Below are 21,607 nucleotides of genomic sequence, written 5' to 3'. Positions count from 1 at the left end.
AGCCGTAGCCCGCTGAGCTGCGGCAACCGATTCCTGTTCCACCCCGCACCCGTGCTATGGTTCAACTACCGACGCGGGGTGGAGCAGCTCGGTAGCTCGCTGGGCTCATAACCCAGAGGTCGCAGGTTCAAATCCTGTCCCCGCTACTCAGTGGCCAGAGGCCCGGAGGATTCTTCCTCCGGGCCTCTGGCGTTTTTCCCCCGAAGCGGTGGGAACCGCTCCGGTACCATCAACCGTCGCCAACGACGACGGCACGGGGTTTGTGGGGCCCGAGTGTCGGGAAATCGACAAAGCGCCGAAGCAATTTCGTCGGCTTCGGGTCGGCCCCGCCCGAATTCGGCCGGGGCAGGTGTACGCGGGTTGCGGGTGGTGCGACGATGGGACACATGGGGGACGGTGCGCGGCTGCTGACCGGCCGTCGGTTCCGGTACCTCCCCTGGGGGTCCCCCCGGCCGCGGGCCGGGGCACGATGCCGCGACACTCTGGGGGAGCGGGAGTCGGCATGAGGCTGATCGGCAAGAACGGGTCAGGCACCAAGTCCGCGGCGGCCACCGAGGCGGACACCGACGCCTGGGCGGAGAGCCCCGAGAGCCGCCCCGGAGCCCTGCCCGCCCAGCGCACCAGCGGCCTGTCCGAGCGCCCCCCGGTCGCCGGCTACGGCCCCGACAGCCTGGTCCGCGTGCCCACCCGTCAGTTCGCCGACGCCGTCCGCCCGTACGGGCCCGACGGCGCCGCCGCCGACGGCCCGAACGCCGCCGCACTCGACCCGGCCGGCCTGGACACCACCAGCTTCGAGACCGCGCTGGCCGCCCGCGAGAGCGCCGCGCTGGAGGCCCGCCACCGGCAGGCCGCCGACGACGGCGACCCGGACGCCGCCAGCCGGCTCGGCACCCTGCTGCTGCGCCGCGGCGACCTGGAGGACGCCGAGCCCTACCTGCGCGCCGCCGCGGCCGCCGGGACGCGCGCCGCCGCCAACAACCTCGGCGTGCTGCTGCACCAGCAGGGCCACCGCGCCGAGGCCGCCCAGTGGTGGCGCCAGGCCGCGGTGGCCGGCAGCGCCCCCGCCGCGCACGCGCTCGGGCTCCAACTGCGCGACCAGGGCGAGGAGGAGGCCGCCGAGTACTGGCTGCACTTCGCCGCCGACCACGGCCACCCGCTCGGCGCCTACGCGCTGGGCGACCTGATGGAGCACCGGCGCGACGTGCGCGCCGAGCGCTGGTTCAAGGTCTCCGCCGACGCCGGGCACCGGGAGGCCGCCTACCGGCTGGCCCGGATGCGCGAGGCCGCCGGGGACAAGGAGATCGCCGAGGCCTGGTACCGCACCGCCGGCGCCCGCGGCCACGCCCGCGCCGCGCTGCGCCTGGGCGTGCTGCTGGAGGAGCGTGCCGCCACCGACCAGCCGCTGCTGGAGGAGGCCGCCCGCTGGTACCGGCAGTCCGCACAGAACGGCGAGCCGCGGGCCGCCTGCGCGCTGGGCTTCCTGCTGCGCGACTCCGGGGACCTGGCCGCCGCCGCCGAGTGGTGGCGGGAGGCCGCCGAGGCCGGCGACGGCAACGCCGCCAACGCGCTGGGCGCCCTGCACGCCGGCCGCGGCGAGTCCAAGGAGGCCGAGCACTGGTACCGCACCGCCCTGGACGCGGGCGACCAGAACGGCGCCTTCAACCTCGGCCTGCTCTGCGTCGCCACCGGCCGCGACCAGCAGGCCGAGCAGTGGTACCGCCGGGCCGCGTACGCCGGGCACCGGGAGGCCTGCAACGCGCTGGCCGTGGTGCTGTTGCAGCGCGGCGAGGAGACCGGCGCCGAGCCGTGGTTCTCCAAGGCGGCCGAGGCCGGCAGCGTGGACGGCGCGTTCAACCTGGGCGTGCTGCACGCCGGGCGCGGCGAGCAGCGGCAGGCCCAGGAGTGGTACGCGCGGGCCGCCGCCGAGGGCCACGGCGAGGCCGCGCTGCAACTGGCCGTCGCCCAGGAGCAGCGGGGCAACCTGGCCGGCGCGCTGGAGCGCTACCGGCAGGCGGCGTCCGGCGGGTCGGCGGAGGGCGCGTTCCGGCTGGCCTCGGTGCTGGACCGGCGCGGTGACGCGGACACCGAGGCCGAGCACTGGTACGCGCTGGCGGCCGATGCCGGGCACCGGCGGGCGCAGGTGCGGATGGGGGTGCGGGCGGCCGAGCGCGGCGCGCTGGAGATCGCCGAGAGCTGGTACCGGCGGGCGGCCGAGGCCGGCAGCCGCAGTGCCGCCTTCAACCTGGGGCTGCTGCTGGCCCGGCAGGACCGCGAGGCGCAAGCGATGCTCTGGTACACCCGGGCGGCCGACGCCGGGCACGGGCGGGCGGCGCTGCGCCTGGCACTGCTGGCGCTGCGCCGGGGGGAGCCGGTGCAGGCGGAGAACTGGTGCCGCCGGGCGGCCGACTACGGGCCGGCCGAGGTGGCGGAGCGGGCCGGGCGCCTGCTGGGCGCGCTGCACGCGGAGCTGAGCGCGTAGGGCGTGTCCGGAGGTCCCCCGGGGCGGCGGTTTCTGGGGGCCGTGTTACGGCGTGCCCGTGCAGTCCGGGCAGAGGCCGCGGTAGGTGACCTCGGCGGTGGTGACGGTGAAGCCGAAGCGTTCGCCGGCCGGGAGGGCGGCGAGCGGGTCGCCGTGCGGGTGGACGTCGCGGATGGCGCCGCAGCCGGAGCAGACCAGGTGCTGGTGGGCGCGGTGGGCGTTGGGGTCGTAGCGCTTGGCGCGTCCGTTGGTGGCGACCTCCAGGACCTCGCCGAGGCCGACCAGTTCGCCGAGGGTGTTGTAGACGGTCGCGCGGCTGATCTCGGGCAGGCGGGCGACGGCGCGGGCGTGCACCTCGTCCGCGGTGAGGTGCACGTGGTCGCCGTCGAGGACCTCGGCCACGACCCGGCGCTGTGAGGTCAGCCGCCAGCCGCGTCCGCGAAGTCGTTCCAGCAGGTCGCTCATGGGAACAGGATAAGTCACGCTCCGAGATTGGTTCCAGTGTTGACTTGGACAAAGTCCAAGTTAGGATCGAGTCGTCACGACCGGATAACGCGGAGGCCCTCTTATGACGACCCAGGACGAGCTGCGCCCCACCCTCACCACGGAGGCGGGTGCCCCCGTCGCCGACAACCAGAACACCGAGACCGCGGGCCCCGGCGGCCCAGCGCTCATCCAGGACCAGCAGCTCTTCGAGAAGCTCGCGCACTTCAACCGCGAGCGGATCCCGGAGCGCGTGGTGCACGCCCGCGGCGCGGCGGCCTACGGCACCTTCACGGTGACCGCCGACCTGACGCCCTACACCCGGGCCTCGTTCCTGTCCGAGGTCGGCAAGCGGACCGAGGTCTTCCTGCGGTTCTCCACCGTGGCCGGCAACCTCGGCTCGGCCGACGCGGTGCGCGACCCGCGCGGCTTCGCGCTGAAGTTCTACACCGAGGAGGGCAACTACGACCTCGTCGGCAACAACACCCCGGTGTTCTTCATCAAGGACGCCGTGAAGTTCCCCGACTTCATCCACACCCAGAAGCGCGACCCGTACACCGGCTCCCAGGAGGCGGACAACGTCTGGGACTTCTGGGGCCTGTCGCCCGAGGCCACCCACCAGGTGACCTGGCTGTTCGGCGACCGCGGCATCCCGGCCAGCTACCGCCACCTCAACGGCTACGGCTCGCACACCTTCCAGTGGCAGAACGAGGCCGGCGAGCACTTCTGGGTCAAGTACCACTTCAAGACCGACCAGGGCATCAGGAACCTCACCCAGGACGAGGCCAACCGGCTGGCCGGCGAGGACCCGGACAGCCACCAGCGCGACCTGCGCGAGTCGATCGAGCGCGGCGAGTTCCCCAGCTGGACCGTGCAGGTCCAGATCATGCCGGCGGCCGACGCGGCGAACTACCGCTTCAACCCCTTCGACCTCACCAAGGTCTGGCCGCACGCCGACTACCCGCCGGTCGAGATCGGCCGGCTGGAGCTCAACCGCAACCCCGACAACGTCTTCGCCGAGGTCGAGCAGTCGATCTTCTCCCCGTCGCACTTCGTGCCCGGCATCGGCCCGTCCCCCGACAAGATGCTGCAGGGCCGCCTGTTCGCGTACGCGGACGCCCACCGCTACCGCGTCGGCATCAACGCCGACCACCTGCCGGTGAACCGCCCGCACGCCACCGAGGCGCGCACCAACAGCCGCGACGGCCACCTGTACGACGGCCGCCACGGCCGACAGAAGAACTACGAGCCGAACAGCTTCGGCGGCCCGGTGCAGACCGGCCGCCCGCTGTGGGCCGCCACCGCGGTCACCGGCGCCACCGGCAACCACGAGGCGCCCTCGCACGCCGAGGACGACGACTTCGTGCAGGCCGGCAACCTGTACCGGCTGTTCTCGGAGGACGAGAAGCAGCGGCTGATCGCCAACCTGGCCGGCTTCATCGCCAAGGTCTCCGCCGACCGCGAGGACATCGTCGAGCGGGCGGTCGACAACTTCCGCAAGGCCGACGCCGACTACGGGCAGCGGCTGGAGGCGGCCGTCCGGGAGCTGCGCAAGCAGTAGCCGGGACGCGCCCCGATGAGCGGCGGGCCCGGTCGACCGGAGGACCGGTCGACCGGGCCCGCACCATGTTCGGCCGGGGAGGACCTAGACGCTCAGGCGGCGCAGGGTCTCCTCGTGGAGGATGCCGTTGCTGGCGACGGCGTCGGCGCCGCCGGGGCCGGACACGCCGTCCAGACCGGTGAAGCGGCCGCCGGCCTCCTCGACGATGACGCAGTTGGCGGCCATGTCCCAGAGCGACAGCTCGGGCTCGGCGGCGATGTCGACCGCGCCCTCGGCCACCATCATGTAGGACCAGAAGTCGCCGTAGGCGCGGGTGCGCCAGCAGGCGCGGGTGAGGTCCAGGAAGGGGTCGAGGCGGCCGCGCTCCTCCCAGCCGGAGAGCGAGGAGTAGGAGAAGGAGGCGTCCTCGATCCGGGAGACGCCGGAGACGTGGATCCGGGAGGCCTTGGTGAGGCTGCGGCCGACGTAGGCGCCGAGGTCCTTGGCCGCCCACCAGCGGCGCTGCAGCGCGGGGGCGGAGACGATGCCGACCACCGGGCGCTCGACGCCGTCCGGGCCGTCCTCCAGCAGCGCGATCAGGGTGGCCCAGACCGGGACGCCGCGGATGTAGTTCTTGGTGCCGTCGATCGGGTCGATCACCCAGCGGCGCGGGCCGGAGCCCTGGAGGCCGAACTCCTCGCCGAGCACCGCGTCGCGCGGGCGGGCGCGCTGCAGCACGCTGCGGACGAGTTCCTCGGCGGCCTTGTCGGCGTCGCTCACGGGGGTGAGGTCGGGCTTGGTCTCGACCTTCAGGTCGAGGGCGCGGAAGCGCTCCAGGGTGACCGAGTCGGCCGAGTCGGCGAGGACGTGGGCGAGTCGGAGATCGTCGTGGTAATCGGCCATGTCCGAAACCCTAGCGATCCCGCCCGGATCGGGACAGCCGGGCTCGCGGACCGGGACGGGCCCGCCGGAGGCGATTGGGCTCGCGGACCGGGACCGGCCTGCTCAGTGCGCCGAGCCGCTGAGCTGGAGGCCGATCACGCCGGCGATCACCAGGGAGATGGACACCAGCTTCAGCACCGAGGTGGTCTCGTCCAGGAAGACCATGCCGTAGATGGCGGTGCCGGCCGCGCCGATGCCGGTCCACACCGCGTAGGCGGGGCCGACCGGCAGGCTCTTCAGGGACAGTGTGAGCAGGCCGAAGCTGCCCAGGGCGAATACGCAGAAGCTGATGGTGGGCCAGAGCTTGGTGAAGCCCTCGCTGAGCTTGAGGTTGATCGCGAAGCCGGTCTCCAGCAGGCCGGCCAGGACCACCAAGGCCCATGCCATCGCGTGCCCTCCCTGTCGATCGACGGGTCGGACCGCGCTGTGGCCCGACCTTCCTATGATCGCCAGGCCGGCGCGGTCCGACACCTCGAACGGTCGGGAAACCCATGGGACGGTAAAACCGCCGCCCGGGTCAGTCGCCCTCGCGGGCCTCCTTGCTGGCCAGCAGGCGGCGCAGCGAGTAGAGCCGGGCGCCCTCGGCGTGGCCGCCGGCGACCCAGGCGTCCAGCGCGCAGTCCGGCTCGTCGTGGCTGCAGGCGCGCGGGCAGTCGACGGTGCCGGGCTCCAGGTCGGGGAAGGCCTGGATGACCCGGGACGGGTCGATGTGCGAGAGGCCGAAGGAGCGGAAGCCCGGGGTGTCGATCACCCAGCCCGGGTCCAGCGCCTTCTTGGAGCCCGGCTTGGCGCCCGGCGGCGGGGGCAGCCGCAGCGCCAGGGCGGACACGGTGGTGTGCCGGCCGCGCCCGGTGACCGCGTTGACCCGGCCGGTCTGCCGCTGGTGGTCCGGGACGAGGGCATTGACCAGGGTGGTCTTGCCGACGCCGGAGTGGCCGATGAACACCGTGGAGAGGCCGCGCAGGTGCGCGCGGACGGCCTCGGCGCCGGCCGTCTCCAGTTCGTCCCGACGGGTGACCACGTAGTCGATGCCGAGCGGCGCGTACGACTCCAGCAGCGGCCCGGCCGGGGCGAGGTCGGCCTTGGTGAGCACCAGCAGCGGCTCCATGCCCGCGTCGTACGCGGCCACCAGGCAGCGGTCGATCAGCCGGGGCCGGGGCTCCGGGTCGGCCAGCGCCGTGACGATGGCCAGCTGCTGGGCGTTGGCGACGACGATCCGCTCGTACGGGTCGTCGTCGTCCGCGGTGCGCCGCAGCACCGAGCTGCGCTCCTCGACCCGGACGATCCGGGCGAGCGTGTCGGTGTCCCCGGAGAGGTCGCCGACGATGTTGACCACGTCGCCCACGACGACGCCCTTGCGGCCCAGCTCGCGGGCCTTCATGGCGACGATCTCGCGTTCCTGCTTGGTGCCCGGGTCGATCAGGCAGGTCAGCCGGCCGCGGTCGATGGTCAGCACCATCGCCTCGGCGGCGTCCTCGTGTTTGGGCCGGATCCGGGTCCGCGGCCGGGAGCCCCGGCGGGCGGGGCGGTTGCGGATGTCGTCCTCGTCGGCGTCCTTGCCGTAGCGGCGCATGTGCTCAGTCTCCGCTCAGGCGTCCGCCACCGCTTCGCCGAGCAGTTCCGCCCACATCTTCGGGAAGTCCGGCAGGGTCTTGGCGGTGGTGGCCACGTTCTCCACCTCGACGCCGGGCACGGCCAGGCCGACCACGGCGGCGGCGGTGGCCAGGCGGTGGTCCTCGTAGGTGTGGAAGACGCCGCCGTGCAGCGGGCGCGGGCGGATCCGCAGGCCGTCCTCGGTCTCGGTGACGTCGCCGCCGAGGTCGTTGATCTCCTTGGCGAGCGCGGCGAGCCGGTCGGTCTCGTGCAGCCGCAGGTGGGCGATGCCGTACAGGTGGGACTCGGAGTCGGCCAGTGCGGCGACGGCGGCGATCACCGGGGTGAGCTCGCCGACGTCGTGCAGGTCCGCCTCGATGCCGTGGATCCGGCCGGTGCCGGTGAACTGCAGGCCCTCGTCGGTGAACTCGCAGGCGCCGCCCATCCGGGTGTAGATCTCGCGCAGTTGGTCGCCGGGCTGGCTGGTGTGCTTGGGCCAGTCGCGCACGGTGACCCGGCCGCCGGTGACCAGGGCGGCGGCGAAGAACGGCGCGGCGTTGGAGAGGTCCGGCTCGACCACCAGGTCGCGGCCGATCAGGGCGCCGGGGGTGACCCGCCAGACGTCCTTCTCGCCGCCGTCCTCGGGGGCGTCGACCTGGACGCCGGCCAGGCGCAGCATCTCGACGGTCATCCGGATGTGCGGCAGCGACGGCACCGGGCCGCCGACGTGCCGGACCTCGACGCCCTGGTTGTAGCGGGCGCCGGAGAGCAGCAGGGCGGAGACGAACTGGGACGAGGAGGAGGCGTCGAGCTCGACCGGGCCGCCGTCGAGCGCGCCGGTGCCGTGCACGGTCAGCGGGAAGGCGCCGCGGCCGCCGTCGTCGATCCGGGCGCCGAGCGCGCGCAGGGCGTTGATCACGCCGTGCTGGGGGCGCTCGTAGCTGCGCGGGTCGCCGTCGAAGTGCACCGGGCCGTCGGCGAGGACGGCGAGCGGGGGCAGGAAGCGCATCACGGTGCCGGCGTTGCCGACGTCGATCGAGGCGGGGCCGCGCAGCGCGGGGGTCGGGATGACCCGCCAGGCCTCGCCGCCACCGGTGCCGCCGGAGTCGTTGTTGACCTTCTCCTCGATGCCGACGCCGAGGGCGCGCAGGCCGTCGGCCATCAGCTGGGAGTCGCGGCTGCGCAGCGGCCGGCGCACCCAGCCGGGCTCGTCGGCGAGCGCCGCCAGCACCAGGGCTCGGTTGGTGACCGACTTGGAGCCGGGGATGGTGACGGTGGCGTCAACGGGGGTGGTCGCGACGGGGGCGGGCCACAGGGTCTCGGTCATGGGGCCAAGTTTAGGGGCCGTACCGGAACGGCCCCTGCGCCAACCGCATGGCGGGACGGGGGAGGCCCGGTGCAGGGGTTGTGGCAGCCGGCCCGTGCCGCGGGGGCGGCCCGGTGCGGGGCCCGGAGCAGCCGGCCCGTGCCGCGGGGGCGGCCCGGTGCGGGGCCCGGAGCAGCCGGCCCGTGCCGCGGGCGAGGTTCAGTACAGGGGCTGGAGCAGCCAGCTCGCGCTCAGGGCGAGGCAGGCGAGGGCGGTGAGCAGGAAGACGGTGATCCAGGCGAGGCCGGGGATGTGGGTGAGGCGGGCCAGTTGGTCGGCGTCGGAGTCGCGGGCCCAGCCGATGCGGCGCTGGTGCTGGAGTTCGAGGACCGGGCGGACGGCGCCGAACAGCAGGAACCAGCAGCCGAGGTAGGCGAAGCCGGCCTGGACCTCGGCGCTGCCGAACCAGGAGACCAGGAAGAAGGCGCCGCCGGCGACCAGCACGGTGAACAGGCCGAAGGCGTTGCGGATGCGCACCAGGAGGGCGAGCAGCAGGACGACGGCCAGCCAGAGCAGCAGGGTGATCCGGCCGGTGGAGAGCAGTGCGGCGCAGCCGAGGCCGAGCAGGGCGGGGGCGGTGTAGCCGGCGGCGGCGGTGAGGATCATGCCGGGGCCGGTGGGGCGGCCGTAGGAGAGGGTGAGGCCGGAGGTGTCGGAGTGCAGCCGGATGCCGGCGAGCCGGCGGCCGGTGACGAGGGCGATCAGGCCGTGGCCGCCTTCGTGGGCGATGGTCACGGCGTTGCGGGTGACGTGCCAGAGCGGGCGGGCGAGGACGGCGAGCAGGGCGGCGCCGGCGGTGGCCAGCACCAGCCAGCCGGGCGGCGCGGGCTGGGTGCCGGTGACCTGGTTCCACAGTTCGCCGAGGTTCTGGTCGGTGGGTTGTGCGCTCATCGTCTCGTCTCCGCCTCCGTCCGCTGCGTTGGGCCGTTCGGGGCAGCCTCCCATGCGGGGACGGGCGGGCGGGAGCGGACGGTTCTCCTGGCGGGATGAAGAAGTGGTGAGCGGGGCCGGCATGGCAAGCTGGCCCGCATGTGCGGTCGCTTCGCAGCCAGTGGCAAGCCCGAGGACATCGTCGAGCTGTTCGGCGTCGAGCAGTGGGATCCGGCGGAGACGCTGGCCCCCAACTGGAACGTCGCCCCGACCACCAGCGCCTTCGTGGTGCTGGAGCGGGTGCCGAAGGGCCGGGCGCGGCCGGTGCGCCAGCTGAGGGTGCTGCGCTGGGGTCTGGTGCCGCAGTGGTCGCGGTCGGCCGAGACGGCGGTGAAGATGATCAACGCCCGTTCGGACACGGTGCACGAGAAGCCCTCGTACCGGCAGGCGTTCGCCTCGCGTCGGTGCATCCTGCCGGTGGACGGCTACTACGAGTGGCAGACGGTGCCGGGCGAGCGCGGCAAGGCGCGCAAGAAGCCGTTCTTCGTCTCCCGGGCGGACGGCACCCCGCTGGCGCTGGCCGGGCTGTACGAGTTCTGGCGCGACCGGACGGTGCCGGCCGACCATCCGGCGGCCTGGCTGGTGACCTTCACCATCGTCACCACCGACGCCGAGGAGTCGCTGGCGCCGATCCACGAGCGGATGCCGCTGTTCCTCGACCCGGCCTCCTACGACGAGTGGCTGGACCCGGGGCTGGACGACCCGGACGAGCTGCGCCGGCTGCTGATACCGCCGCCGCCCGGTGCGCTGCTGGCCACCCCGGTCTCGCCGGCGGTCGGCAGCATCCGCAACAACGGGCCGGAGCTCAAGGAGCCGTGGGCCGAGGCGGAGTACGAGACCACCCTGTTCTGACGTCTGACGTCTGACGTCTTCTGACGTCCGATGTTTGAAGTTCGACGATCGAGTCCTGACAGCTGAGGGAGCCTGAGCCGGTTGGAGCGACCGACGATGACCACCGAACTCGTCCCCACCGAGGTGGGGGACGCCCGGATCAGCTACCACCGGGCCGGTGCGCCGAAGGCGCTGCTGGCGCTCGGTCACGGCGCGGGCGGCGGGATCGAGGCCCGGGACCTGGTGGCGCTGGCCGTGGCGCTGCCGGCGCGCGGGATCACCGTGGCGCTGGTGGAGCAGCCCTGGCGGGTGGCGGGCAAGCGGCTCGCCCCGGCGCCGCGCACGCTGGACCGCGGCTGGACCCCGGTCGCCGGGCGGCTGGCCGGTCAGGGGCTGCCGCTGGTGGTCGGCGGGCGCAGCGCCGGGGCGCGGGTGGCCTGCCGGACCGGGGCGGCGAGCGGGGCGGTGGGGGTGGTGGCGCTGGCGTTCCCGCTGCACCCGCCGGGCCGGCCGGAGAAGAGCCGGGCGCAGGAACTGTTGGAGTCGGGGACGGCGACGCTGGTGGTGCAGGGTACAGCGGATCCGTTCGGCGGGCCGCAGGAGTTCCCGGAGCTGCCGCCCGGGCACGAGCTGGTGGCGGTGCCGTACGGCGGGCACGGTTTCGACGTGCCCAAGCGGGCGCCGGTGGGGCAGGACGAGGTGCTGGAGGCGATCTGCCGGGCGGTCGGGGACTGGGTGCTGCGGGTCATCTGAGGCGGCGGGGGCGGTGGGGGCGGCCGTGAGCGGGGGGTTTCCACTCGATCACCCGTACGAGCGATTTCGGGGCGGGCGCGGGAATGCGGGCGGGGCCGGGGTGGTTGGCACTCTCGTCAGCACGATTCCCGGTTGAGAGGCAGGGCAGATGGGTTCGATCGCGTGCCCCGAGCGGTCAGAGCAGCGCGAGGCCGCCGCGGCGTTCGGCCCCGCCTGGTCCGACTGGATTGTCGCGGGCGAGAAGCCCGTCAGCCCGATATCCTCCATTTCGGGGCGGCCCGCCGTGGGTCGTGCCCGCCATGCCGAGGAGGTGGGTCCGGTCGTCGGGACCGAGCACGAGGCCGAGCCGGGCCGGGGCCCGGAGGAGGGCCAGCCCACGGGCGAGGCGCTCACCGGTGAGGAGCTGGCCGAGGCGATCGGTGAGGACACCTTCCGGGTGTCGGCACAGGAGAGCGAGGAGGCCCGGCGGGAGCGCTTCGAGCGCGACGCCCTGGGCTACCTGGATCCGATGTACTCGGCGGCGCTGCGCATGACGCGCAACCCCGCGGACGCGGAGGACCTGCTCCAGGAGGCGTTCGCCAAGGCGTACGCGTCCTTCCACCAGTTCCGCGAGGGCACGAACCTCAAGGCCTGGCTGTACCGCATCCTCACCAACACGTTCATCAACTCGTACCGCAAGAAGCAGCGCGAGCCCCAGCGCACGGCGGCGGAGGAGATCGAGGACTGGCAGCTGGCCCGCGCCGAGTCGCACATGTCGACCGGTCTGCGCTCGGCCGAGACCCAGGCGCTCGACCACCTCCCCGACAGCGATGTGAAGGACGCGCTCCAGGCCATTCCGGAGGAATTCCGGATCGCCGTGTACCTCGCGGACGTAGAAGGCTTTGCGTACAAGGAGATCGCGGACATCATGGGTACTCCCATCGGTACGGTGATGTCCCGGCTGCACCGCGGCCGCCGTCAGCTGCGCGGCATGCTGGAGGATTACGCCCGTGAGCGCGGGCTCGTCCCGGCCGGCAGCGGGGCAGGGCAGGAAGCGAAGGGCTCGGGCTCATGAGCTGCGGCGATCCGCACGACACGGAGTGTGGCGAGGTCCTCGACCACCTCTACGAATTCCTCGACAACGAGATGGCCGAGGGCGACTGCGCCAAGCTGCGGGTGCACTTCGAGGAGTGCTCGCCCTGCCTGAAGCAGTACGGGCTGGAGCAGGCGATCAAGGCGCTGATCAAGCGCTCCTGCGGCTGCGACGACACCCCGGCTGACCTGCGCAGCAAGGTGCTGGCCAGGATCGACTCGATCCGGGCGGGGCAGCGTTCGGGCGAGCAGGTGGTGGTCGCCGTCGACACCACGGTCGAGTTGCACGTCGAGGCGGACCGGCCGGCGCCGGGCGCCGGCGAGGCCCCGGAGGAGTCGACGGTCCGGCCCGGTGCCACCGTCGAGGCGGGCGCCCCGGCGGAGTAGCCGCCCGGCCGTTCAACGGCCGGGCGGAGCAAGCGGACGGGCCTGCCGGCGAGGGCGGGCCGAGCGGTCCGGACACGGAGTCAGACGGCCCCGGGAGCGTGCGCTCCCGGGGCCGCTCCCTTTGTGCTTGCATGCGCCCCTCACTCGTTCGAGTGAGTTGGCGGTGCGCCAGCAGCGTCGTCGCGCCATCATGCGTCCTTACGCCCGGGTGGCGGCCTATCCTCCTGACGGACGCTCACCGCCGGTCCGCCCGGCGAGCTGAGGCAACGCGGGCCCGGACGTCGGGGAGGTCGAGATCGCTATCGACGGCGAAGACGCGGCCCTGCCGGAGGGGGCGATGCGCTACCTGGTGGCCGTCCCGGTGGCGGCGCTGTGCTGCCTGCTGCCGCTGCTGCCGACCGGCGTGCCGCCCGGGGTCCCGCGCTGGCTCGGCGCCCCGGTGGACTGGCCCAAGGTCGGGCTGCTGGCCTTCCTGCACGGCTGCTGGGAGTCACTGGCCCAGGGCCTGCCGACACCCTGCCTGCGACTGGTCCGCCGACTGCTGCGCCGCCCGCCGCCGCCCGAGCGGGCGCTCTCCCGCCCCGGGGTCAACGCCTTCTTCCCGGTGCTGTTCGCCGGCGTGCTGATGCTGCCGCCGGCCGCCGCGGCGCTGGTCGCGGTGCCCACCGCGGTGCTCGGCGGCCCGGCCGGGCACGGCTGCCGGACCCGCCAGCTGTGGAACGGCTCCCAGCTCGCGCTGTGCGCCTTCGCCTCCGCAGCCGCCTTCCACCTGCTGCACGGGCCGCAACTGCTGCTCGGCTCCCGCTTCCCGGCCGCGCTGCTGCCCGGCTTCGCCGCCGTCGTCACGTTCTGCCTGGTCAACGGGGTGCTGGTGGGCGCGATGCTGATGCTCGCGGAGGACCGCCGGCCCGTCGTGCTGCTGCGCGGGGCGGTCGCGGTGTGCGGGCTGCCGGTGCTGGTGCACGCGGCCGGCGGCCTGATGGTGGCCGTGCTCTGGCAGGGCCCGTACGGGGCGTTCGCGGCGCTGCTGGCGCTGCTGCCGCTGTCGATCTCGGCCTGGGTGTTCGCCCAGGGCCAGCGCGAGCGGGACGCCCACCAGGCCACCGTGCAGTCGCTGGTGCAGGCCGTGGAGATCAAGGACTCGTACACCCGCGGGCACAGCGAACGGGTCGGCCGGGCCTCGGTGCTGATCGCCGGTCAGCTCGGCATGGAGGCCGAGCGGCTGCGCACCCTGCGCTTCGCGGGGATCCTGCACGACGTCGGCAAGCTGGGCGTGGCCACCGAGTTGCTGCGCAGAAACGGTCCCCTCAGCGAGGCGGAGCGGCGGGCCGTCGAGGTCCACCCCGTGTACGGGTACGAGCTGGTGCGCGGGATCGCCTTCCTCGGCGAGGCGCACGCCGGGATCCTGCACCACCACGAGCGGATGGACGGCCGGGGTTACCCGAGCGGGCTGGTCGGCGAGCAGATCCCCGAGTTCGCCCGGATCATCTCGGTCGCCGACGCCTTCGACTCGATGACCTCCACCCGCTCCTACCGGCGCGGCCGCCCGGTCGCCGAGGCCGTGGCGGAGCTGGAGCGCTGCTCGGGCAGCCAGTTCGACCCGGTGATGGTCCGGGCGCTGATCGACGCGCTGGCCGGGCACGACTGGCAGCCGGTGCTGCCGCCGCCCGGGGACGGCATCCGGGCCGTCCCCGACATTCCGCTCGGAGTGCCCGAGCCGGCCCGGGCGGCGCCGGGCCGGGTGCCCGCGCAGGGCGGGAGCGTCCCCACGGCCGGGCAGCCGTGACCGCGGCCGGCCGGGAGGCCCGCGTGGTGCACGCGGCGGCGGCCGCGCTGCTGGTGTTCGCGGTGGGCGCGGTCGCGCTGCGCGGGGTGGCCGGGGCGCGGGTCGCGCTGGCGTTCACGGCGCTGATCGCGCTCGGCGAGTGCGTCCGGATCACTCTTCCGGGCGACCGCGAGCAGGCGCCGATCGGCGCGGCCGGCGCGCTGGCGTACTCCCTGCTCGGGCCGCTGCGCGGGGTGCCCACCGCGCCCGGGATGCTCCAGGTCGTCGCGGTGACCGGCGTCGGCCTGCTGCTGTCCTGGCTGCCCGGCCTCGCGTTGCCCCGGCTCAGGGCGTGCCGCCCGGGCCGGGGCCGACCGGGCCTGATCCAGCGGGCTCGCCCCGGCCGCCCGCACCGGCGCCCGCCCTGGGCCGACCCGGCCCGGCGGGACAGCGCCGCCCGTCGGCTGCTCGGGGTCGGCTTCGCCGCCGCCGTCTTCCAGCCGCTCTACAACGGCGGACTGGTCGACCGCTTCTCGCCCGAGGGCCCGGCGTACGGGGCGTTCCTGACCGCCGTCGCCGCGCTGGCCGCGCTCTGCGACGCGACCCTGGCGGCGCTGCTGCGCCGGTCGGCGGCGGGTCTGGAGGGCGGGCTGCGGTTCCCGGCGGCGCTGGAGGACGAACTGCGCTCGCTGTTCGGGATCGGCTCGGCGATCGTCGCCACCGGGATGCTGGTCAGCCTGGCGGCCGGCGAGGTCGGGCTGTGGGCGCTGCCGCTGTTCTGCACCCCGCTGCTGCTCGCCCAGGTGTCCTTCCGGCGGGCCGCGGCCGTGCGGGCCACCACCGGGCAGACCATCGCCAGCCTGGCCCGGGCCACCGAGGTGGCCGGCTACACCCCGCACGGGCACGCCCGCCGGGTCGCGGACACGGCGTGCGCGCTGGGGCGCGAGCTGGGGCTGGGCACCCGGGAACTCGCCCTGCTGGAGTACGCGGCGCTGATGCACGACGTGGGCCAGCTGTCGCTGGTCGAGCCGGTGCCGGACGGCGCGACCGCGCTGCTGCCCTGCGCCGAGCAGCAGCGGATCGCCCGGCTGGGCAGCGAGGTGATCCGCCGCACCGGGGTGCCCCGGCAGGTCGCCGAGCAGGTCGCCCGGCTGGCCGATCCGGTGCTCGGCACGGCCGGCGGGGACGGCGCGGTGCCGCTGGCGGCCCGGATCATCCGGGTGGCCAACGCCCACGACGACCTGCTGACGGCGGCCCGCGGCCGCGGGGTCGGCGAGGCGGTGGGCCGGCTGGAGGCGCTGGAGGTGCTGCGGCTGGGGCGCGGCCGGGTGTACGACGCCCGGGTGGTGGACGCACTGGCCCGGGTGGGCGGCTAGGCCCTGTCCGGTGGATCAGGCCCGGGCTCGGGCGGGCTCGGGCGCGGGCCTGAGTTCGGAGGCTGACCCGGGCTCCGGCGGAGCGCCGCGGACCGGCGGGCCTCCGTCGGGGTTGAGGCGGGGCGGCCGGGCGGGCAGGCTGGGTAGGGGCGGCCCCAACCTCGGCGGTGGGGAGCGCGGGCGGGGGCGGGCGTGGTTGGATGCGGTCGTAGCGTGGAACACCGACCCGGGGCACCGTGCCCCGGACCCCCGCGGAAGTGGATCCGGACGCGGCGGTACGGGACTTGAGCGGACGACGACGGCAGGGACGAACGTGAGGATCTTCCACCGGGCACGGCACCGGCCGTCCGCCACCTGGCGGCAGACGACCGACCGGGCCTTCACGCTGATCGGCGACGGCCGCTACGAGGACGCCGGCGCGCTGCTGGTGATGGCCGCCGACCTGGAGCCCTGGCTGTCCGACTCCTGGTTCAACCTCGCCCTGCTGCACAAGTTCCGCCGGGACTGGGAGCAGGCCCGCTCGGCCGGGCTGCGGGCCGTCGCCCTACTGGACCGCGAGCACGGCGCCCCCGACTGGTGGAACCTCGGCATCACCGCGACCGCCTTGCAGGACTGGCCGCTGGCCCGCCGCGCCTGGCAGGCGTACGGGCTGAAGCTGCCCGGCGGCCCGGGCGGGCAGCAGGACGGCCCGGTCAGCCTGGACCTCGGCACCACCCCGGTGCGGCTCTCCCCGGACGGCGAGTCCGAGGTGGTGTGGGGCCGCCGGCTGGACCCGGCCCGGATCGAGGTGCTGTCCATCCCGCTGCCGTCCTCCGGCCGCCGCTGGGGCGAGGTGGTGCTGCACGACGGCGCCCCGCACGGTGAGCGGGTCACGGACGGGGTCGCCTACCCGGTGTTCGACGAGATCGAGCTGTGGGCGCCGTCCCCGGTGCCGACCTACGTGGTGCTGCTCCAGGCCGCCACGGCGGGGGACCGGGACGCGCTGGAGCGGGTGGTCGCGGACGCCGGCTACGCGGCGGAGGACTGGACGTCCTCGGTGCGGCTGCTCTGCCGGGCCTGTTCGGAGAGCCGGATGGCCGCGGACGACGGGAACACCGCCCACCACGACCCGCACGACGACGGCGACGCCGCGCACCCCGGACACCTCAGCCACCTCAGCCAGGGCGGGGAGGCCGGAATGTCCTGGCTGGTGGAGCGCGAGTGCGGGATCGCCGCGCCCGCCCTGCTGGTCCGCTCGCTGCTGGACCGCTGGGCCGCGTCCTCGCCCGGCACGCGGGCGTACCGCGATCTGGAAGAAGTCTGTTGAGCGCGCCGCTTACCCTTGAGCGGTGTACCCGGCGAGAGCCGAATACCTGGACCATTCTCGGAAGCGGAAGCGGATAAGCAGCGATGGCGGAGCAGCAGGACCACCAGCACGACCACGACCATGACCAGGAGTCGGCGGCCGACGAGGCCCCGCTGAAGGTGGTCGGCGAGCAGCCGGACCTCTCCAAGGGCACCGCGCGCCCGATCACCGTGGTGGGCAACCCGGTCCTGCACCGCGAGGTCAAGGACGTCACCGCGTTCGACGGTGAGCTGTCCGCGTTGATCGACGACATGTTCCAGTCGATGTACGCGGCCGAGGGCGTGGGCCTGGCGGCCAATCAGATCGGCGTGGACCTGAAGGTCTTCGTCTACGACTGCCCGGACGACGAGGGCGTGCGCCACGTCGGCCACGTGATCAACCCGAAGCTGGAGGAGTACCCGGCGGACCGCCGGCGGGTGCTGGACGACAGCAACGAGGGCTGCCTGTCGGTGCCGGGCGCGTACGCCGAGCTGCCCCGCCCGGAGTACGCGGCGGTGACCGGCGTGGACAAGGACGGCCGGCCGATCCGGGTCGAGGGCACCGGCTTCTTCGCCCGCTGCCTGCAGCACGAGACCGACCACCTGTTCGGCACCCTCTACATCGACAAGCTGTCGAAGCGGGACCGCAAGGACGCGCTGAAGCAGATGGCCGAGGGCACCCCGCGGTACGCGACCGTGGCGAACGACTGACGAACCGCCGAGGGCCGGGGCGCGACGGGCGTCCCGGCCCTCGGCGTTCCCGCACGTGACGCTCCCGCTCCTGACGCCGCCGGTCGCGCTCTGCCGGTCGCGTCCCGTCAGCCGGGTGCCCGGCCGGTGGACTCGCGGGCGACCAGCTCCGGCGTGAACAGGTAGTCCCGGGCCTGCCCGCCGTGTCCCTCCAGCTGGCGCCACAGGGTCGCTCCAACCACCGCTACGACGCCGTCTCCTTCGACCGCGTCGACCCCGCGCTCGGCGGCGACGAGGCGCTCATCGCGCTCACCGCCGAGGCCCACCGGCGCGGCATCAAGGTCATCGGCGACATCACGCTCAACCACTCCGGCAGCGACCACGACTGGTTCCGCGCCGCGCAGCAGGACCCGCACAGCCCCGAGGCCGGCTTCTACTTCTTCGGCGAAGGCGGCCCGGACGACTACGCCACCTTCCTCGGCGTGCGCACCCTGCCGACCTTCGACCACCGCTCGCCCGAACTGCGCCGCCGCCTCTACGAGGGCCCCGACTCGGTGATCGCCAAGTACCTCAAGGCGCCGTTCCACCTGGACGGCTGGCGGGTCGACGTGGCGCAGATGGCCGGCCGGCGCGGCGAGGTGGAGCTCAACCAGCGGGTCGCCATCACCACCGCGGCCACCGTCCGGGCCGCCAACCCCGACGCCGTCCTGCTCGCCGAGCACCAGCACGACGCCTCGCTCACCCTCAAGGGCGACGGCTGGCAGGGCACCATGAGCTACGCGGGCTTCACCCGCCCGGTGTGGTCCTGGCTCGCCGAGCGGCACGACCAGAAGGACTTCTGGGCGGTGCCCGGGCCGATCCCCGACTACGACGGCGCCCAGGTGCGGGCCGTGATGACGGCGTTCGGCGCCGCGCTGCCCTGGCGCAGCCGGGTGCACAACCTCACCCTGCTGGACTCGCACGACACCGCCAGGTTCCGCAGCTTCGCCGGCCCCGAGCGCCAACTGCTCGGCGCGGCCCTGCTGTTCACCCTGCCCGGCACCCCGATGGTGTTCTCCGGCGACGAGGTCGGCGTCGAGGGCGAGGGCCTGGAGGAGGGCCGCAAGCCGTTCCCCTGGGGCGAATCCGCCTGGGACCAGCACACCTACCGCACCTACCGCGAGCTGATCCGGCTGCGCCGGAGCCACAGCGCGCTCAGCGGCGGCGGGCTGCGCTGGCTGCTCGCCGAGCGTGACGTCCTGCTGTTCGAGCGCGAGGACGAGCGGGAGCGGATCCTGGTGCAGATCAGCCGGGCCGACCACCCGCCGGTGGCCGGCGAGTGGCACGCCACCCACCTGCTCGGCGGGCCCCAGCTCGTCCCCGGCCGCGAGCTGCCCGCCGAGGGCCCGGCCGTGCACGTCTGGTCGGTGGCCCGATGAGCGCCGTGCGCACCACGGGGACTGCCGGGGCCGGCACGCGCCGCGGCCGGATCGAGCGCATCCCCGGCTTCCGCTCCGAACTGCTCGGCAACGAGCGCGAGTTGCTCGTCCACCTGCCGCCCGGCTACGACGACGACCCGGGCGCCGACTACCCCGTGCTCTACCTCCAGGACGGCCAGCAGGTCTTCGACCGGGGGCAGCGGCCCACCTGGGCGCTGAACCGGACGCTGGAGCAGCTGTACGCCGAGGGCCTGATCCCCGAGCTGATCGCGGTCGGCGTGCCCAACGCCGTCCTCTCGCCGTTCCTCACCCACGTCGACCCGGCCGACCTCGGCGAGAAGGTGGTCCACGAGCGCTACCGGCGACGCGGCCCGCGCCGGCTCTGGCTGGACATCGGCGGCCGGGCGGGCCTGATCATGGCCAGGCCCGCCCGCGAGCTGGCCGTCCAACTGCTCGACGAGGCCGGCTACACCTCCGGCGCGGACCTCCTCTACTACGAGGACCCGGCCGCGCCGCACCACGAGGACGCCTGGCGACCCCGCTCCCGGCACGCGCTGCTGCACCTCTTCGGCGCCCCCTCGCCGGTCGTCTCGCTCAGCGCCGCCGAGCGGCTGCGGCTCGCCCCCGGCGAGACCTGGAGCGCCGTCAACCCGGTCGCCGTCCGGGCCGACGGCGTGCGGTACACCGCCCTGGAGGCCGAATACCGGGTGGAGCGGCCCGAGGTCGCGGCCGTCTCGCCGCACGGGCTGCTGCGCCCGCTGGCCACCGGGCGCACCGCGCTGACCGTCGGCTTCGCCAACTTCACCGCCGTGCTCACCAGCCCCGCCATCCGCGGGCCCTTCCTCGGCGTCCTCGCCTGGACCTTCGGCTTCGCCCTGCTCTCCACCGGCGCGTCCTTCGCCCTCGGCCTCGGCCTGGCGCTCACCCTGCACCACCCGCGGCTGCGCGGGCAGCGGGTCTACCGCTCGCTGATGCTGCTGCCGTACGCGATGCCCGCGTTCATCGGCATCCTGATCTGGCAGAGCATGTACTACCGGGACTTCGGGCTGCTCAACCAACTGCTGCACGCCAGGGTCGACTGGCTGGGCGACGCCTGGAACGCCCGGTTCGCGGTGGTGCTCACCAGCCTCTGGCTCGGGTTCCCCAACATGCTGCTGATCTGTACGGGCGTGCTGCAGGCGATGCCCGCCGAACTCGACGAGGCCGCCCGGATCGACGGCGCCGGGCCGTGGACGGCGTTCCGGGCGGTCACCTGCCCGCTGCTGCTGGTCGCCGCCGCGCCGGTGCTGATCTCGTCCTTCGCCTTCAACTTCAACAACTTCAACGCGATCCAACTGCTCACCGGCGGCGGGCCGTTCGACGGCGCGGGCGGCACGGCCGGATCCACCGACATCCTGATCAGCTACACCTACCGGCTGGCCTTCGGCGGGCAGGGCGCGCAGTACGGCTTCGCCGCCGCGCTGTCCATCGTCATCTTCCTGCTGGTCGGGCTGATCACGCTGGTGGGCTTCCGCCGCACCCGCGCCCTGGAGGAGCTGAACGCATGACCGCCACCCCTGCCCCTGCCCCCGCCCCTGCCGTCTCCACTGCCGCCCGCTGGCTGCGCCGCTTCGGCTGGCGGCACCTGATCGCCGTGCTCGCCGTCTGCTTCGCGCTGTTCCCGCTGCTGTTCGTGCTGTCCGCGGCGCTGAACCCGTTGGGCACGCTCCAGTCGTCCACGCTGCTGCCCCGGCACGCCTCGCTCGCCAACTTCACCGCGCTGTTCACCAGCGGGCAGTACCCCTTCGCCCGGTGGCTGGGGAACACGGCGCTGGTCTGCGGCACCTTCGCGGTGCTGAACGTGCTGCTCGGCGTGCTGGCCGCGTACGCCTTCTCGCGGTTCCGCTTCCGGGGCCGGCGGATCGGGCTGATGGCGGTCTTCCTGGTGCAGATGTTCCCGCAGTTCCTCGCGGTGATCTCGCTCTACCTGATGTTCGCCAAGATCGGGGACGTCCTGCCGGCGATCGGCCTGGACACCCCGTGGGGCCTGGTGCTGGTCTACCTCGGCGGCGCGATGGGAGTGAACACCTGGCTGATGAAGGGCTACCTGGACACCATCCCGCGCGAGATCGACGAGGCCGCCAAGGTGGACGGCGCCGGGCACGCGCAGATCTTCTTCCGGCTGATCCTGCCGCTCGCCGCGCCGATGCTGGTGGTGATCTCGATCCTGTCGCTGACCGCCGCGCTCAACGACGTGATCCTGGCGAACATCTTCCTGACCTCGAACGACTCCAAGACCGTCGCGGTCGGCCTCTACGGGATCATCTCCGGCCAACAGGACCAGAACTACGGGCTGTTCGCGGCCGGGGCGCTGGTGACCTCGCTGCCGGTGATCGTCGTCTACCAGTTCCTCCAGCGCTACCTGGCCCAGGGCCTGACCGCCGGGTCGGTCAAGGGGTGACCGGTGGCGGGTGCGGCGGGGGGTTCGTCGGCGGGTTCGTCGGCGGGTTTGTATCCGCCGGGTATCAGGGAGCGCGCGGCCTGACGTCGATGTGGGCGAGGAGGCCGATGCGTCCGGTATCTGTCGTATCGTGCCCTTGTCCGCCGCCGCCGTTTGCCACCGCCCACCGTGCGTCGCCGCCCACCGCCCACCGCCCGCCGCCCGCCGCCGTCCGAGCAGG

The 21,607-nt window shown here is 74.0% G+C and carries 19 protein-coding genes and 1 tRNA gene; 14 read left to right on the top strand and 6 right to left on the bottom strand.

Annotated elements, in window-relative coordinates:
- Positions 1–72: 72 nt before the first annotated feature.
- Together ACIP37_RS17565 and ACIP37_RS17560 are read left to right on the top strand one after the other, a co-directional pair.
- Positions 73–146 (top strand) — tRNA-Met (locus ACIP37_RS17565).
- A gap of 356 nt (positions 147–502) precedes the next feature.
- Positions 503–2,479, top strand: coding sequence for a tetratricopeptide repeat protein (locus tag ACIP37_RS17560; protein WP_363586984.1), 1,977 nt, complete (start codon positions 503–505; stop codon positions 2,477–2,479).
- Between the two features lie 45 nt (positions 2,480–2,524).
- Here ACIP37_RS17560 and ACIP37_RS17555 read toward each other — a convergent pair whose 3' ends face one another.
- The gene (locus ACIP37_RS17555; protein ID WP_063347892.1) at positions 2,525–2,944 is read right to left on the bottom strand and encodes a Fur family transcriptional regulator; all 420 of its coding nucleotides are present in this window, start codon (positions 2,942–2,944) and stop codon (positions 2,525–2,527) included.
- Between the two features lie 103 nt (positions 2,945–3,047).
- On the opposite strand from ACIP37_RS17555, the gene ACIP37_RS17550 reads away from it, so the two are divergent.
- On the top strand, positions 3,048–4,523 hold the full coding sequence (locus ACIP37_RS17550) for a catalase (protein ID WP_400806464.1): 1,476 nt from the start codon (positions 3,048–3,050) through the stop codon (positions 4,521–4,523).
- Positions 4,524–4,607: 84 nt separating this feature from the next.
- Here ACIP37_RS17550 and hisN read toward each other — a convergent pair whose 3' ends face one another.
- The 5 genes from hisN to ACIP37_RS17525 form a co-directional block, all read right to left on the bottom strand.
- Positions 4,608–5,405 (bottom strand): histidinol-phosphatase, encoded by a 798-nt coding sequence (hisN, locus tag ACIP37_RS17545; protein ID WP_400806462.1) that lies wholly within the window; start codon positions 5,403–5,405, stop codon positions 4,608–4,610.
- A gap of 102 nt (positions 5,406–5,507) precedes the next feature.
- On the bottom strand, positions 5,508–5,831 hold the full coding sequence (locus ACIP37_RS17540) for a multidrug efflux SMR transporter (protein ID WP_063347889.1): 324 nt from the start codon (positions 5,829–5,831) through the stop codon (positions 5,508–5,510).
- Between the two features lie 130 nt (positions 5,832–5,961).
- Entirely contained in the window at positions 5,962–7,017 is a 1,056-nt protein-coding gene (rsgA, locus tag ACIP37_RS17535) for a ribosome small subunit-dependent GTPase A (protein WP_363628642.1), read from the bottom strand.
- A 15-nt stretch (positions 7,018–7,032) separates the two neighbouring features.
- Positions 7,033–8,364: a 3-phosphoshikimate 1-carboxyvinyltransferase gene (gene aroA / locus ACIP37_RS17530; RefSeq protein ID WP_063347887.1), complete on the bottom strand. Its 1,332-nt coding sequence runs from the start codon at positions 8,362–8,364 to the stop codon at positions 7,033–7,035.
- 198 nt (positions 8,365–8,562) lie between these two features.
- Positions 8,563–9,294: a M50 family metallopeptidase gene (locus tag ACIP37_RS17525; protein ID WP_350879695.1), complete on the bottom strand. Its 732-nt coding sequence runs from the start codon at positions 9,292–9,294 to the stop codon at positions 8,563–8,565.
- A 138-nt stretch (positions 9,295–9,432) separates the two neighbouring features.
- On the opposite strand from ACIP37_RS17525, the gene ACIP37_RS17520 reads away from it, so the two are divergent.
- The 11 genes from ACIP37_RS17520 to ACIP37_RS17470 all read left to right on the top strand — a co-directional run bounded on the left by ACIP37_RS17520 (position 9,433) and on the right by ACIP37_RS17470 (position 21,387).
- Positions 9,433–10,185: an SOS response-associated peptidase gene (locus ACIP37_RS17520; RefSeq protein WP_363586980.1), complete on the top strand. Its 753-nt coding sequence runs from the start codon at positions 9,433–9,435 to the stop codon at positions 10,183–10,185.
- Between the two features lie 96 nt (positions 10,186–10,281).
- A complete protein-coding gene (locus ACIP37_RS17515) occupies positions 10,282–10,917 on the top strand; it encodes an alpha/beta family hydrolase (RefSeq protein ID WP_400806456.1) in 636 nt (211 codons plus the stop codon).
- A gap of 310 nt (positions 10,918–11,227) precedes the next feature.
- Positions 11,228–11,971, top strand: coding sequence for a sigma-70 family RNA polymerase sigma factor (locus tag ACIP37_RS17510; RefSeq protein ID WP_063351149.1), 744 nt, complete (start codon positions 11,228–11,230; stop codon positions 11,969–11,971).
- Positions 11,968–12,375 (top strand): mycothiol system anti-sigma-R factor, encoded by a 408-nt coding sequence (gene rsrA / locus ACIP37_RS17505; protein ID WP_363586978.1) that lies wholly within the window; start codon positions 11,968–11,970, stop codon positions 12,373–12,375. Before ACIP37_RS17510 ends, rsrA begins: the two co-directional genes overlap by 4 nt.
- Before the next feature lie 337 nt (positions 12,376–12,712).
- Positions 12,713–14,161 (top strand): HD-GYP domain-containing protein, encoded by a 1,449-nt coding sequence (locus ACIP37_RS17500; protein WP_363586977.1) that lies wholly within the window; start codon positions 12,713–12,715, stop codon positions 14,159–14,161.
- A 23-nt stretch (positions 14,162–14,184) separates the two neighbouring features.
- Positions 14,185–15,516, top strand: coding sequence for an HD-GYP domain-containing protein (locus ACIP37_RS17495; RefSeq protein ID WP_400806452.1), 1,332 nt, complete (start codon positions 14,185–14,187; stop codon positions 15,514–15,516).
- Between the two features lie 313 nt (positions 15,517–15,829).
- Positions 15,830–16,822, top strand: coding sequence for a hypothetical protein (locus ACIP37_RS17490; protein ID WP_363586975.1), 993 nt, complete (start codon positions 15,830–15,832; stop codon positions 16,820–16,822).
- 83 nt (positions 16,823–16,905) lie between these two features.
- A complete protein-coding gene (gene def / locus ACIP37_RS17485; protein ID WP_363586974.1) occupies positions 16,906–17,550 on the top strand; it encodes a peptide deformylase in 645 nt (214 codons plus the stop codon).
- Between the two features lie 182 nt (positions 17,551–17,732).
- Positions 17,733–18,947 (top strand): alpha-amylase family glycosyl hydrolase, encoded by a 1,215-nt coding sequence (locus ACIP37_RS17480; RefSeq protein ID WP_363586973.1) that lies wholly within the window; start codon positions 17,733–17,735, stop codon positions 18,945–18,947.
- Positions 18,944–20,494, top strand: coding sequence for an ABC transporter permease subunit (locus ACIP37_RS17475; RefSeq protein ID WP_363586972.1), 1,551 nt, complete (start codon positions 18,944–18,946; stop codon positions 20,492–20,494). Before ACIP37_RS17480 ends, ACIP37_RS17475 begins: the two co-directional genes overlap by 4 nt.
- Positions 20,491–21,387: a sugar ABC transporter permease gene (locus ACIP37_RS17470; RefSeq protein ID WP_363586971.1), complete on the top strand. Its 897-nt coding sequence runs from the start codon at positions 20,491–20,493 to the stop codon at positions 21,385–21,387. Before ACIP37_RS17475 ends, ACIP37_RS17470 begins: the two co-directional genes overlap by 4 nt.
- Positions 21,388–21,607: the final 220 nt, after the last annotated feature.

Source organism: Kitasatospora sp. NPDC088861, assembly GCF_044750105.1.
GTDB lineage: Bacteria > Actinomycetota > Actinomycetes > Streptomycetales > Streptomycetaceae > Kitasatospora.
This window is presented reverse-complemented; position numbering and strand designations above follow the sequence as displayed.